Annotated in this window: 15 protein-coding genes and 1 pseudogene; 12 read left to right on the forward strand and 4 right to left on the reverse strand. The window is 72.3% G+C overall.

Going from position 1 to position 13,472, the window contains the following annotated elements; translation table 11 throughout:
- Positions 1–7: 7 nt before the first annotated feature.
- The gene (locus tag WA788_RS19475) at positions 8–862 is read left to right on the forward strand and encodes an inositol monophosphatase family protein (RefSeq protein WP_335978999.1); all 855 of its coding nucleotides are present in this window, start codon (positions 8–10) and stop codon (positions 860–862) included.
- Positions 863–1,033: 171 nt separating this feature from the next.
- Here the strand turns inward: WA788_RS19475 and WA788_RS19480 are convergent, their stop codons facing one another.
- Positions 1,034–1,207 (reverse strand): hypothetical protein, encoded by a 174-nt coding sequence (locus WA788_RS19480; protein WP_335979001.1) that lies wholly within the window; start codon positions 1,205–1,207, stop codon positions 1,034–1,036.
- A gap of 287 nt (positions 1,208–1,494) precedes the next feature.
- Here WA788_RS19480 and WA788_RS19485 point away from each other — a divergent pair, with 287 nt between their 5' ends.
- The 4 genes from WA788_RS19485 to WA788_RS19500 all read left to right on the forward strand — a co-directional run bounded on the left by WA788_RS19485 (position 1,495) and on the right by WA788_RS19500 (position 4,908).
- The gene (locus WA788_RS19485) at positions 1,495–2,148 is read left to right on the forward strand and encodes a response regulator transcription factor (RefSeq protein ID WP_335979003.1); all 654 of its coding nucleotides are present in this window, start codon (positions 1,495–1,497) and stop codon (positions 2,146–2,148) included.
- Positions 2,149–2,154: 6 nt separating this feature from the next.
- The gene (locus WA788_RS19490; RefSeq protein WP_335979005.1) at positions 2,155–3,423 is read left to right on the forward strand and encodes a sensor histidine kinase; all 1,269 of its coding nucleotides are present in this window, start codon (positions 2,155–2,157) and stop codon (positions 3,421–3,423) included.
- Positions 3,424–3,849: 426 nt separating this feature from the next.
- Entirely contained in the window at positions 3,850–4,149 is a 300-nt protein-coding gene (locus WA788_RS19495; RefSeq protein WP_103884889.1) for a DUF4193 domain-containing protein, read from the forward strand.
- Between the two features lie 12 nt (positions 4,150–4,161).
- Positions 4,162–4,908, forward strand: coding sequence for a hypothetical protein (locus tag WA788_RS19500; protein ID WP_335979009.1), 747 nt, complete (start codon positions 4,162–4,164; stop codon positions 4,906–4,908).
- Between the two features lie 68 nt (positions 4,909–4,976).
- Here the strand turns inward: WA788_RS19500 and WA788_RS19505 are convergent, their stop codons facing one another.
- Positions 4,977–5,444, reverse strand: coding sequence for a DUF3093 domain-containing protein (locus WA788_RS19505; RefSeq protein ID WP_335979011.1), 468 nt, complete (start codon positions 5,442–5,444; stop codon positions 4,977–4,979).
- 106 nt (positions 5,445–5,550) lie between these two features.
- Between WA788_RS19505 and WA788_RS19510 the strand changes: the two genes are divergently transcribed.
- From WA788_RS19510 to WA788_RS19535, 6 genes and pseudogenes are all read left to right on the forward strand, one after another.
- Positions 5,551–6,156, forward strand: a complete 606-nt coding sequence (locus WA788_RS19510) for a PaaI family thioesterase (protein WP_335979014.1) — start codon at positions 5,551–5,553, stop codon at positions 6,154–6,156.
- Entirely contained in the window at positions 6,153–6,677 is a 525-nt protein-coding gene (gene dut / locus WA788_RS19515) for a dUTP diphosphatase (protein ID WP_335979016.1), read from the forward strand. Before WA788_RS19510 ends, dut begins: the two co-directional genes overlap by 4 nt.
- 2 nt (positions 6,678–6,679) lie before the next feature.
- Complete coding sequence (locus WA788_RS19520) at positions 6,680–7,450, forward strand: DUF3710 domain-containing protein (protein WP_335979019.1); 771 nt, start codon at positions 6,680–6,682, stop codon at positions 7,448–7,450.
- Positions 7,451–7,661: 211 nt separating this feature from the next.
- Positions 7,662–8,417: pseudogene (locus WA788_RS19525) on the forward strand (ABC transporter ATP-binding protein); the annotation flags it as partial.
- A gap of 160 nt (positions 8,418–8,577) precedes the next feature.
- Positions 8,578–8,976 (forward strand): OB-fold nucleic acid binding domain-containing protein, encoded by a 399-nt coding sequence (locus WA788_RS19530; protein WP_335979021.1) that lies wholly within the window; start codon positions 8,578–8,580, stop codon positions 8,974–8,976.
- Between the two features lie 5 nt (positions 8,977–8,981).
- Positions 8,982–9,728, forward strand: a complete 747-nt coding sequence (locus WA788_RS19535) for a DUF3159 domain-containing protein (RefSeq protein ID WP_435130144.1) — start codon at positions 8,982–8,984, stop codon at positions 9,726–9,728.
- 31 nt (positions 9,729–9,759) lie between these two features.
- Here WA788_RS19535 and WA788_RS19540 read toward each other — a convergent pair whose 3' ends face one another.
- Together WA788_RS19540 and WA788_RS19545 are read right to left on the reverse strand one after the other, a co-directional pair.
- Positions 9,760–10,434, reverse strand: a complete 675-nt coding sequence (locus WA788_RS19540) for a potassium channel family protein (RefSeq protein WP_335979022.1) — start codon at positions 10,432–10,434, stop codon at positions 9,760–9,762.
- Positions 10,431–11,099: a potassium channel family protein gene (locus tag WA788_RS19545; RefSeq protein WP_335979024.1), complete on the reverse strand. Its 669-nt coding sequence runs from the start codon at positions 11,097–11,099 to the stop codon at positions 10,431–10,433. The genes WA788_RS19540 and WA788_RS19545 overlap by 4 nt, the downstream gene beginning before the upstream one ends.
- A 192-nt stretch (positions 11,100–11,291) precedes the next feature.
- Here WA788_RS19545 and WA788_RS19550 point away from each other — a divergent pair, with 192 nt between their 5' ends.
- Positions 11,292–13,358 (forward strand): APC family permease, encoded by a 2,067-nt coding sequence (locus WA788_RS19550; protein WP_335979026.1) that lies wholly within the window; start codon positions 11,292–11,294, stop codon positions 13,356–13,358.
- Positions 13,359–13,472: the final 114 nt, after the last annotated feature.

The raw sequence follows: 13,472 nt of genomic DNA on the forward strand, positions 1-13,472 counted from the left end.
GACCGGAATGAGCACATCTGCCAACGGCGCGGCGGAGCAGGACGCGCCCGCCGCCGGTCCCGCCGCCACCGGTGAGGACGCCGAATTGCTGGCGATCGCGCTGGAGGCGGCCCGCAGGGCCGGCGCGCTGCTGCGTGACGGCCGTCCCGCGGACCTGGGCGTGGCCGCCACCAAGTCCAGCCCGATCGACGTCGTGACCGAGATGGACATCGCCGCCGAGAAGCTGATCACCGCGTACATCGGGCGGCTGCGCCCCGACGACGGCTTCCTGGGCGAGGAGGGCGCGAGCAGCCCGGGCACCAGCGGGGTGCGCTGGGTGATCGACCCGCTCGACGGCACCGTGAACTACCTCTACGGCCTGCCCTCCTGGTCGGTGAGCATCGCCGCGGAGCGCGACGGGCAGACCGTCGTGGGCGTCGTGGAGGCGCCGATGCGCCGCGAGACCTACCAGGCGGTGCGCGGCGGCGGCGCGTACGTGGCCGGGGTGCGGGCGCACTGCCGCCCGGCGCCGGACTTCGAGCACGCGCTCGTCGCCACCGGCTTCAGCTACCTGCGCGAGCGCCGGGTCGCGATGGCCGAGGTGATCAAGGGGCTGCTGCCGCAGGTCCGCGACATCCGCCGGGCCGGTTCGGCGGCCATCGACCTCGCGGACGTCGGCTGCGGCCGCCTGGACGCGTACTACGAGCGGGGCCTGAACCCCTGGGACCTGGCGGCCGGCGACCTCTTCGCCCGGGAGGCCGGGGCGCTGACCGGCGGGCGGCCGGGCGAGCCGCCGTCCGGTGAGCTGGCCGTGGCCGCCCCGCCCGGGCTCTTCGAGCCGCTCCAGCGCCGCCTGGACGAGCTGGGCGCCTGGCACGACTGATCGGTCCCGGACCGGGCGGCGGGCCCGCACACGGGCGTACAGACCCCCTGGTACGCCCCTGAGCGGGCCCTTCGCCGTCCCCGTTCGCCGAGCGCGGCGGGTCCGGCCGGGCATGCGAACGCCCCGGCGCCTTCCTGGCGGCCGGGGCGTGCGGCTTGGGGAGCCGGAGGTTCAGGCGACCTTGGGCCGTACGTCCACCCCGTGCTCGGCGGCCAGGCGGCGCAGGTCGTCCAGCTCACCCTGCTCGACCTCGGCGAGGAAGTCGTCGCCCGTCTCCCGGGCCCGGCGCAGATCGGACTCCGTGCTGTGTATGCGCTGGAGGATGCCATTCGTGAACGCGTCCATGGTGCGCCCCCTCGTCGTCTCCGTTGACACGCGAGTGTCAAGCCCGTCGCCCTCGCGCGGGAAGCGCGGGGCAAGGCGTGGTGGGTGGGTGTAAAGCCGTCCTCCCCACCCCGCCGGACCCGGAAACCTCACCCGCGGAAACGAATTTCCACCCCTTCGCGGCGTCCCGTCCACCGGTCCGCGGCGTCCCACCCCTCGGGCCCGCGGGCCCTCCCCCTTACCGCCGATTTACGGGGGCCCGGTGCAGGATGGATGAAGATTCCCACAGCTCACGGAAGGACAGCGCCTTGCGCGTACTGGTCGTCGAGGACGAGCAACTGCTCGCCGATGCGGTTGCCACCGGCCTGCGGCGCGAAGCCATGGCCGTCGACGTGGTCTACGACGGCGGTGCCGCCCTGGAGCGGATCGGCGTCAACGACTACGACGTGGTGGTGCTCGACCGCGACCTGCCGGTGGTGCACGGTGACGAGGTGTGCCGCCAGATCGTCGGCCTCGGCATGCCGACCCGGGTGCTCATGCTCACCGCGGCGGGCGATGTGAGCGACCGGGTCGAGGGCCTGGAGCTGGGCGCCGACGACTACCTGCCCAAGCCGTTCGCCTTCACCGAGCTGACCGCCCGGGTGCGCGCGCTCGGGCGGCGGACCACGACGGCCCTGCCGCCGGTGCTGGAGCGCTCCGGCATCCGGCTGGACCCCAACCGCCGGGAGGCGTTCCGCGACGGCAGGGAGGTCCACCTCGCGCCCAAGGAGTTCGCCGTCCTGGAGGTCCTGATGCGCAGCGAGGGCTCGGTGGTCTCCGCCGAGCAGCTGCTGGAGAAGGCGTGGGACGAGAACACCGACCCGTTCACCAACGTGGTGCGGGTGACCGTGATGACCCTGCGCCGCAAGCTCGGCGAGCCGCCGGTGATCGTCACGGTGCCCGGCTCCGGCTACCGGATCTGATCCGCCATGGCCCACCCCTCCTCCCCGGGCCCCGTGGGGCCGACGCCGACCCGGCCGTCCGCGCCGCCGCGCCCGACCTGGGACCCCGCGCCCGCCGAGAACCGGCCGCCCTGGCTGCGGCCCACGATCCGGATACGCCTCACCGTGCTGTACGGGGGGATGTTCCTGATCGCCGGCGTCGTGCTGCTGTGGATCATCTACCTGCTGGCGGCACAGGCGATCCACAAGGGCGCCGAGCTGCCGTTCGAGATCGCCGGCATCCAGATCCGCTCGGTCGCGGGCAGCTGTGTGCAGGTCACCCCGCAGACCACCAACGACCAGGTGATCAACGCGATCAACGCCTGTATGCAGCACCAGCGCGACGAGGCGCTGGGCACCCTGCTCAAGCGGTCGCTGCTGGCCCTGATCGGCCTGGCCGTGGTCGCCTTCGCCTTCGGCTACGTGATGGCCGGCCGGGTGCTGGCGCCGCTCGGCCGGATCACCCGCACCGCGCGCGGCGTGGTCGGCTCCGACCTCAAGCGCCGCATCGAGCTGGACGGGCCCGACGACGAGCTGAAGGAGCTGGCCGACACCTTCGACGGCATGCTGGACCGGCTGGAGCGCTCCTTCACCGCCCAGCGCCGCTTCGTCGCCAACGCCTCGCACGAGCTGCGCACCCCGCTGGCGATCAACCGCACCCTGCTGGAGGTGCAGCTCGCCGACCCGAACGCCTCGCCGGACCTCCAGCAGCTGGGCAAGACGCTGCTGGCCACCAACGAGCGCAGCGAGCAGCTGGTCGAGGGCCTGCTGCTGCTGGCCCGCAGCGAGAACGAGATCGTGGACCGCAAGCCCGTCGACCTGGCCGAGGCGGCCTCCAGAGCGCTGGAGCAAAGCCGCGGGGAGGCCGCGGACAAGGGCGTGGCGCTGCGCGAGTCGCTGGCTCCCGCGGTCGTGCAGGGCAACGGCGTGCTGCTGGAGCGGATCGCGCTGAACCTGGTGCAGAACGCCGTGCGCTACAACGTGTCCGAGGGCGGCTGGGTCGATGTGACCACCAGCGCGGAGCACGGCCAGGCGCTGCTGGTGGTGGCGAACACCGGACCGGTGGTGCCCGCGTACGAGGTGGACAACATGTTCGAGCCCTTCCGCCGGCTGCGCACCGAGCGCACGGGCAGCGACAAGGGCGTCGGGCTGGGGCTGTCCATCGTCCGCTCGGTCGCCAGAGCCCACGGCGGGGTGATCGCCGCCGAGCCGCGTGAGGGAGGCGGCCTGGTCATGCGGGTCGCGATCCCGATGTGAGCTGTGAAGCGCGTCACGCCCGGGCGGGCAGCGCCACGCCGGGCCGGCCGGGATGCTGTTCGCTTTGCGAGTAATCGACACTTCTGGCGCGGCCGTGCCGCACCTGTGATCGATTGCACACGGATCTCTTGCAGTGTGTACGCTCGGTGAGCACAGATCTGGGAGAAACGGCGGCAAATTCCATGTTTCCGCAGGTCATGATCACGGGAAGTACACGGAGAGGCATCCCTGGCGGAGGGCTTTCAGGCCGCCGCGGACCATGATCGGCCACCTCGGTGATCACCTCTTCGGGGGCGTCATTGGGTGTCGATTGAGTAACGAGCCTTGATGTGAGGCAAAATCTCCGCCTCGGGTCGGGCACAAGTCCGGCCTCCCGCGCGTTACGTGCGCTGGAGACACCACAGACACCCACAGGGGGAGAGCGAAATGGCTACGGATTACGACACCCCACGCAAGACCGACGATGACGTCAATGAGGACAGCATCGAGGAGCTGAAGGCCCGGCGGAACGAGAAGTCGACCTCCGCGGTCGACGTCGACGAGTTCGACCAGGCCGAGTCCCTGGAGCTGCCCGGCGCCGACCTCTCCAACGAGGAGCTGTCGGTCCGCGTGCTGCCCCGGCAGGCCGACGAGTTCACCTGCATGAGCTGCTTCCTGGTGCACCACCGGAGCCAGCTCGCCGCGGAGAAGAACGGCAACCCCATCTGCCGCGACTGCGCGGCCTGACCGGTCGGCGCCGTGACCGGCACACCGGAGGAGAAGAGAGGGAACGTCGAGCGGGGCCGTGCGGCCTCGCTCGCGGCCGCGACCGCCCGCGGGGTCACACGGGGCGTCGGCGGTGGAGCACGCGCGAGCGGCCGGCTGGCCAGGGCCGGGATGACGTCGGTCGCCGAGCGGCTCATCGAGACCGCTCCGCGCATCCCGGTGCGCGAACTGGCCACCCTGCGCGCCCAGTTCCCCGGGCTGGGCCCGGACGAGATCGCCGACCGGCTGATCGCGGCCGCGGTGAAGGGCACCATGACGGTGGGCGCCGGTGTGGGCGCTGCCGCCATGCTGCCGGTGCCGCCCGCCATGCCGACCGAACTGGCCACCGAGACCCTGGGCGTGGCCGCCGTGGAGTACAAGCTCATCGCCGAGCTGCACGAGGTCTACGGCCTGCGCGCGCCCGGCACCGTCCGCCAGCGGGCCACCGCGTACCTGTGGTCGTGGACCGAGCAGCGCGGTATCGACGCGCTGCGGCCCTCGACCCTCAACGTGGCCCTCGGCAGCGGCATGAAGCGCGAGATGCGCCAGCGGCTGATGCGCCGCAGCCTGCGGCACATGCCCGCCCTGACCCCGTTCATGATCGGCGCCGCCGTCGGCGCGGTGATGAACCGGCGCGACACCCGCAAACTCGCCCACCGGGTCCGCAAGGACCTGCGCGCGCACCAGCTTCCGTGGCCGCCGCTCACGGACGCCCCCGCGCCCACCGGCACCGGCGGCTAGACCGCCCCCGGCGAGCGCGCCACAGGGCCCTGTGAGCCCCTCGGCGCCCGCCCGCGAGCCCCGCTCGCCTAGACCGCCCGCCCGGCCGTCCTGAGGCTGTTCAGCGCCTCCGCGAGCCGCTTCGGCGAACGCGTCGACAAGTAGACGTACGGCGTCGGGTCCGCCGGATCGGTCACCTCGACCTTCACCGCCGTCGGCACGTACGACCGCAGCAGCATGAACGCCCGCGGGTCCGCCTTGTACGACCGCCAGGCCACCGCCTCCGCCGGGTCGAGCACCAGCGCGTCGCCCAGCGCCTCCAGCGGGATGCGGGCCTTGCCGGCGACCAGCGACCCGGCCACCACGCGGATGCGCGCGGACCCGTACGAGCTGACCGTCATCATCGCCAGCGCGCCGCCCACCACCAACCCGCCGAGCATCGCGAGCACACCGAAGGGGAAGAACACCAGCGCCAGGCCGACCCCGGCGCCGACGGCCATGAACCACCAGGAGCGCGGCACGGTGAGGCGTTCGTCGTAAGGCTGCGAAACGGACATGGCACAAGCGTCCCACGCCCGCCCGCGGACGCGGGCCCGGGTACGGGCGAGGCGGGGTCGCCGCGAACCGGGGGCGCTCACACCTTCGCGCGATAAGGTCTGCGGCGTGAGTGCAGCCACAACACCCCCCAACCCGGGCCGATCGAGTCTGGTGCCGCCCCCCGGCGCCGTCGCGCCCGTACGCCACCCCGAGGCGCCCGCGCCCGGCGAACTGCTCGGCGCGCACTACGAGCACTGCTTCGGCTGCGGTGAAAGCCAGCCGTACGGGCTGCACCTGGCGGCCAGGGCCGGCGAAGGCGTCAGCGTCACCGCGGAGTTCACCGTCCAGCCCGCCCACCAGGGTGCGCCCGGCCTCGCGCACGGCGGGGTGCTCGCCACCGCGCTGGACGAGACGCTCGGCTCGCTGAGCTGGATACTCCGGGTCATCGCGGTGACCGGGCGGCTGGAGTCGGACTTCGTCCGGCCGGTCCCGGTCGGCGCGACGCTGCACCTGTCCGCGCGCTGCACCGCGGTGGACGGCCGCAAGATCTACAGCAGCGCCGTCGGCCGGATCGGCGGGCCCGACGGCCCGGTCGCCGTCCGCGCCGACGCGCTCTTCGTCGAGGTCAAGATCGACCACTTCACCAGCAACGGCCGCCCCGACGAGATCCAGGCCGCACTGTCCGACCCCGACCAGGTCAAGGTCGCCCGCGCCTTCGAGGTGAACCCATGAGCAAGCCGCCCGTCGACGTGCTGCTGCGCCGGCTCGACCCGTCGGTGCCCGTCCCCGCCTACGCGCACCCCGGAGACGCCGGCGCCGACCTGATCACCACCGAGGCCGCCGAACTCGCGCCCGGCGAGCGGGCGGTGCTGCCCACCGGCATCTCCCTCGCACTGCCGGACGGCTACGCGGCCTTCGTCCACCCCCGCTCGGGCCTCGCCGCGCGCTGCGGGGTCGCGATGGTGAATGCCCCGGGAACGGTCGATGCCGGGTACCGTGGGGAGATCAAGGTGATCGTGGTCAATCTCGACCCGCGCGAGACCGTCAGGTTCCAGCCGGGCGACCGGATCGCCCAACTGGTCGTCCAGCAGGTCGAACGGGTCCGCTTCCACGAGGTCGCGGAACTGCCGGGATCTGCCAGGGCCGCGGGGGGCTTCGGCTCCACGGGGGGTCACGCCGCGGTGCAGACACCGTCGGCGGGCACGTCCAGCAACGGATACGCATCGGTCGGCAGCGACCGGGAAGGACAGTGACCGTGTTCCGTCGTCGCAAGGAGCGCGAAGACGCCATCGACGAGCTCGACGAGGCCGAGGGCCCGGAGGACTCGGCCGAGGACGCCGCGGAGCCGGACGACTCCGAGGAGTCGCCCGGGTACAACCTCCCGCCCGCCCCGCGGCCCGACGGCCCCTGGGACATCAGCGAGGTCCAGGAGCCCGGCGAGGGCCGGGTCGACCTCGGCGGCCTGTTCGTGCCCGGCGTCGAGGGCATGGAACTGCGGGTCGAGGTGGCCGGCGAGTCCATCGTCGCCGCGACCGTGGTCCTGCGCGACAGCGCCGTCCAGCTCCAGGCGTTCGCCGCCCCGAAGTCCGAGGGCATCTGGGGCGAGGTGCGCGAGGAGATCGCCTCGGGCATCACCCAGCAGGGCGGCGTCGTCGACGAGGTCGAAGGTCCGCTCGGCTGGGAGCTGCGCGCGCAGGTGCCGGTCCAGCTGCCCGACGGCACCAACGGGGTGCAGCTCGTGCGCTTCGTCGGCTGCGACGGCCCGCGCTGGTTCCTGCGCGGTGTCATCTCCGGCCAGGGCGCGGTGCAGCCGGCCGCGGCCGGCGTGCTGGAGTCGGTCTTCCGCGACACCGTCGTGCTGCGCGGCGAGGCCCCGATGGCGCCCCGCGACCCGATCGTGCTCAAACTCCCCAACGACGCGCAGATGGTGCCCGACGGCGCCGCGGCCGAGCAGGGCGAGCCGTCGAAGTTCGGCGACGGCATCGACCCGATGCGGCGCGGCCCGGAGATCACCGAGCTGCACTGAACCGCCGCGCTCAGCCCCGCGCACCCGGCCGCCGTCGCGTACGGCAGCCGGGTGCGTCGTTTCCGCGGGCCCTTCGGGATCGTTATCGGCCGCCCGGCTGGATTCGGCCCGCGCGCGGCGTACGGTACGGGATACGCGGCGGCCGGGGGCTGCCGGCACAGCGTGGCGCGGCGCGACCAGGGGGCGGGCCGGCACCGGGGGAGGAGCACCGATGAGCGAGCAGTCCACCGACCGCGACCGGGCGGCAGCAGCCGCGACCGGGTCCGCCGTCGCCGTGGCGGAGCCGGCGGCGGCCGACGGGGACATGGTCGTCGTCGAGGACCTGCGCCGCACCTACGGCTCGGGCGACACCGCGGTGGCGGCGCTGCGCGGGGTGTCCTTCCGGGTGCCGCGCGGTGAACTGGTCGCGCTCAAGGGCCGTTCCGGGTCCGGCAAGACCACGATCCTCAACCTGGTCGGCGGCCTGGACACGCCCGACGGCGGGCGGATCACCGTCGACGGCACGGACCTGGCCGGGCTCGGCGACGACGAGCTGCTGGCGCTGCGCCGCGACCGGATCGGCTTCGTCTTCCAGTCCTTCGGGCTGATCCCGATCCTGACCGCGGCCGAGAACGTCGGGGTGCCGATGCGGCTGCGCAGGACCCCGGCCCGCGAGCGCGAGGAGCGGGTCGCGCTGCTGCTGGGCCTGGTGGGGCTGGCCGAGCACGCCGCGCAGCGGCCGGGGGAGCTGTCCGGCGGCCAGCAGCAGCGCGTGGCGATCGCCCGCGCCCTCGCCAACCGCCCGGTGCTGCTGATCGCCGACGAGCCCACCGGCCAGCTCGACGCGGACACCGGGCTCGCGGTGATGGAGCTGCTGCGCGCGGTGGTCCGCAGCGAGGGAGTGACCGCGCTGGTCGCCACGCACGACACGCAGCTGCTGGCGCTGGCCGACCGGGTGCTGGAACTGCGCGACGGGCGGATCGTCGACGCCGGTCAGGACACCGCCCCGGGCGCGGATGCCGACGAGGGCGCGGACGCCGCCCCGGGCGAGGGGACGGGGAAGCCGTAGCCGCGGTGCCCGGCCCCGGCCGTACGCAGGCGGGTTCCGGGCTCTGGTCCCGCGCGGACATCCCGGTACCCTTGGCGGCATGAGTGGTGGCATCCGTCCCGATCGGCCCGCGGGCCGCTTTCGCCGCATGCTCGACCGGCTGTCCTCCTCGCAGGAGGAACTGCACTCCGAGGAACTGCGGCAGCAGGCCCTCGAGGTCGGCTGCACGCGGATCTCCGACTGCTCGGACCGGCAGATCGTGTCGGTGACCGGTACGCTGCGTACGGTCACGCTCCGTCCCCGGGCCGGCGTGCCCGCACTGGAAGCCGAGCTGTTCGACGGTTCGGCCGCACTCGACGTGGTGTGGCTGGGGCGCCGCAGCATCGTCGGCATAGAACCCGGACGCATGATCATCGCGTCCGGACGGATCTCGATGAACCGGGGCCGTCCGGTGCTGTTCAACCCCAAGTACGAACTGCGTCCGGTCGGACAGGAGTGAACCAGGTGACGTCGATCGACAACACGGACCAGACGGTGGGCGCCGACCAGCCGCCGGGCACCGACGAGGCGGCCCGCGCGGTCACCGAGGCGGCGCTCTTCGAGGCGTTCGGCGGCGTGCGCGGCATGGTGGAGACCACCGTGCCCGGGCTGGTCTTCGTGGCGATCTACACGGTCGACCACGACATCAAGATCTCCGCCGTCGCCTCGCTCGCGCTGTCCGTCGTGATGGGCGCCGCCCGGCTGCTGCGGCGCGACACCCTCAAGCACGCCTTCAGCGGGGTGTTCGGGGTCGCCTTCGGCGCGGTCTTCGCGATGATGTCGGGCAACGCGAAGAACTTCTACCTGCCGGGCATGCTCTACACGCTCGGCCTCGCCGTCGCCTACATCGTCACCGCCGCCGCCAAGGTGCCGCTCCTCGGCCTGATCCTCGGGCCGATCTTCAAGGAGAACCTCTCCTGGCGCACCCGCAACCCGGGCCGGCTGCGCGCCTACACCAAGGCGAGCTGGGCGTGGGGGCTGATCCTGCTCGCGAAGTCCGCGATCCTCTTCCCGCTGTACTGGTGGGGCAACGCCACCCAGCTCGGCTGGGTCAAGGTGGCGCTGGGCATCCCGCCGTTCCTGCTGTCGGTCTACCTCACCTGGATCTTCCTGGTGAAGGCGCCGCCGCCGATCGACGTGATCGCGGAGATGGAGGCGGCCGAGAAGGCGGAGAAGGCCGAGAAGGAGCGCCAGGCGTCCGCGTCGTCCTGACCGCGCGCCCGGCGCCCCCTCGGGCCGGGCGCTACTCCTTGTCGGCGTCCTGGACCGACAGCAGGTCCTCCAGCTGCTCCTCGCGGTGCGGTGCGGCGACGAACAGCAGCTCGTCGCCCGCCTCCAGGGCGTCGTCCCTGGCGGGGGTGAGCACCCGGTTGCCGCGGATGATCGTCACCAGCGAGGTGTCGGTCGGCCACTCCACGTCACCGACCCGGGTGCCCACCAGCGCGGCCTCCTCCGGCAGCGTCAACTCCACGAGGTTCGCGTCACCCTGGCTGAATCGCAGCAGCCGGACCAGGTCGCCGACGCTCACCGCCTCCTCGACCAGCGCCGACATCAGGCGCGGCGTGGACACGGCGACATCCACCCCCCAGGACTCGTTGAAGAGCCACTCGTTCTTGGGGTTGTTGACGCGCGCGACCACCCGCGGGACGCCGTACTCGGTCTTGGCCAGCAGCGAGACGACCAGGTTGACCTTGTCGTCGCCGGTGGCGGCGATCACCACGTTGCAGCGCTGGAGCGCGGCCTCGTCCAGCGAGGTGATCTCGCAGGCGTCGGCGAGCAGCCACTCCGCCTGCGGCACCCGCTCCACGGAGATCGAGGTCGGGTTCTTGTCGACCAGCAGCACTTCGTGGCCGTTCTCCAGCAGTTCCCCGGCGATGGAGCGGCCGACCGCACCGGCTCCCGCGATGGCGACCCTCATGACTGCTCTCCCTCGGGTCCCGCGGCGAACGCCGCCTCCACCGCGGCCACTCCGTCGGTGCGCATCATGACGTGCACGAGGTCGCCCTCCTGGAGCACCGTCTCGGAGGTCGGCAGCATGGCCTCGCCGAGGCGCGTGATGAAGGCCACACGGACTCCGGTCTCCTCCTGGAGCCGGCTCACCTTGTGGCCGATCCACGCGGTGGAGGTGTGCACCTCGGCGAGCTGCACCCCGCCGCTGGGGTCGCGCCACAGCGGCTCCGCGCCCGAGGGGAGCAGCCGGCGCAGCATCTGGTCGGCGGTCCAGCGCACCGTGGCGACGGTCGGGATGCCCAGGCGCTGGTAGACCTCGGCGCGCTTGGGGTCGTAGATCCGGGCCGCCACGTTCTCGATGCCGAACATCTCGCGGGCCACCCGGGCCGCGATGATGTTGGAGTTGTCGCCGCTGCTCACGGCCGCGAAGGCGCCCGCTTCCTCGATACCGGCCTCGCGCAGCGTGTCCTGGTCGAACCCGACTCCGGTCACCCGGCGCCCGCCGAACCCGGACCCCAGGCGGCGGAAAGCCGTCGGGTCCTGGTCGACCACCGCGACCGTATGACCATGCTGTTCGAGGGAGTGCGCGAGAGCGGAACCCACTCGCCCGCATCCCATAATCACGACGTGCACGACCGTCCTTCCGGCTGCCAACACAATTTGGTCCAAGACTCTCAGACCGTGCCTCGAAGTCTCGGACCGCGCCCAAAGCTACACAGGGCCGCGGGCCCGCAGAAGTTCCGTGCGGGCGCCGGACGCAGGTTCTTCACACTCGGTGCGGCACTCGGACGCACGGGGGCCGGGGACATCCCTTAACATCGCGGGGTGTCCAAACTGACCGACCTGCCGAAACGGATTCTGATCGGCCGGGCGTTGCGCAGCGACAGGCTGGGCGAGACGCTGCTGCCCAAGCGGCTCGCGCTCCCCGTCTTCGCCTCCGACCCGCTCTCCTCGGTCGCCTATGCGCCCGGCGAGGTGCTCCTCGTCCTCTCGATCGCCGGCGTCTCCGCCTACCACTTCAGCCCGTGGATCGCGGTCGCGGTGGTCGTACTGATGTTCACGGTGGTCGCGTCCTACCGGCAGAACGTCCACGCCTACCCCTCCGGGGGCGGCGACTACGAGGTCGCCACCACCAACCTGGGCCCGAAGGCGGGACTGACCGTCGCCAGCGCGCTGATGGTCGACTACGTGCTCACCGTCGCGGTGTCGGTCGCCTCCGGGATCGAGAACCTCGGCTCCGCGGTCCCGTTCTTCGTCACGCACAAGGTGCTCGGCGCGGTCGGCATGATCGTGGTGCTGATGCTGATGAACCTGCGCGGGGTGCGGGAGTCCGGCTCGATCTTCGCCATCCCGACCTACGCGTTCGTCTTCGGCGTGTTCTGCATGATCGCGTGGGGCATCGTCAAGATCGCCACCGGGCATGACATGAGCGCGCCCAGCGCGCACTACACGATCCACGCCGAGTCCCCAGGGCTCGGCGGCTTCGCGCTGATCTTCCTGCTGCTGCGCGCCTTCTCCTCCGGGTGCGCCGCGCTCACCGGCGTGGAGGCGATCAGCAACGGCGTGCCGGCGTTCCGCAAGCCCAAGTCGAAGAACGCCGCCACCACGCTGGCCGCCATGGGCCTGCTCGCGGTCACCATGTTCTGCGGGATCATCGCGCTGGCGATGAACACCCACGTGCGGATGGCCGAGAACCCGGCCACCGACCTGCTCAGCCACGGCAAGCCGATCGGTACCGGCTACACCCAGGACCCGGTGATCGCCCAGGTCGCCGGGGCGGTCTTCGGACACAACTCGATCCCCTTCGTCTTCCTGGCCGCGGTCACCGCGCTGGTGCTCTTCCTGGCCGCGAACACCGCCTACAACGGCTTCCCGGTGCTCGGCTCGATCCTCGCCCAGGACCGCTACCTGCCCCGGCAACTGCACACCCGCGGCGACCGGCTCGCCTTCTCCAACGGCATCGTGCTGCTGGCCGGCTTCGCCGCGGTGCTGGTCTACATCTACGGTGCGAACTCCACCCGGCTGATCCAGCTCTACATCGTCGGCGTGTTCGTCTCCTTCACGCTCAGCCAGACCGGCATGGTCCGGCACTGGAACCGGCACCTGCGCACCGAGACCGACCCGGCCAAGCGGCGCCACATGCACCGCTCCCGCGCGATCAACACCTTCGGCGCCTTCCTCACCGGCCTGGTGCTGGTGATCGTGCTGCTGACCAAGTTCACCCACGGCGCCTGGGTCGCGGTGCTCGGCATGGTGGTCTTCTACGCCACCATGACCGCCATCCGCCGCCACTACACCCGCGTCGCGGAGGAGATCGCCGCCGAGGAAGAGCCTGGCGACGACTACGTCCGCCCCTCCCGGGTGCACTCCATCGTGCTGGTCTCCAAGCTGCACAAGCCCACCCTGCGCGCCCTGTCGTACGCCAAGCTGATGCGCTCCGACAGCCTGGAGGCGCTGAGCATCAACGTCGACCCGGAGGACACCAAGGCGCTCCAGGCCGAGTGGCAGAGCCGCGGCATCGACGTGCCGTTGAAGATCCTCGACTCGCCCTATCGCGAGATCACCCGGCCGATCATCGACTACGTCAAGGGCCTGCGCCGCGACAGCCCGCGCGACGTGGTCAGCGTGTACATCCCCGAGTACGTCGTCGGCCACTGGTACGAGCACCTGCTGCACAACCAGAGCGCGCTGCGGCTCAAGGGGCGGCTGCTGTTCAGCCCCGGTGTGATGGTCACCTCGGTGCCCTGGCAGCTGGACTCCTCCGAGGCGGCCCGGGTACGGGCCCGCCGCCGGGCGGACTGGAGCGCGCCCGGGTCGATCCGCCGCGGGCCGGTCGGACCGCCGCGCTCCGACCAGCGCGAGCACACGACACCGGGGGCCGGGGCGCCGTAGGGCGGGCCGGAGCCGCTCGGAGGGGCTCCGAGCGGCTCGGAGGGCCGCCGGAGGGGCTGGAACACGGCCCCCGGGGCGCCGGGGCGCGGGCGGTCGGGCGCGGCCGCGCACGCA

Origin of the sequence: Streptomyces sp. CA2R106, assembly GCF_037034245.1 — a bacterium.
GTDB lineage: Bacteria > Actinomycetota > Actinomycetes > Streptomycetales > Streptomycetaceae > Actinacidiphila.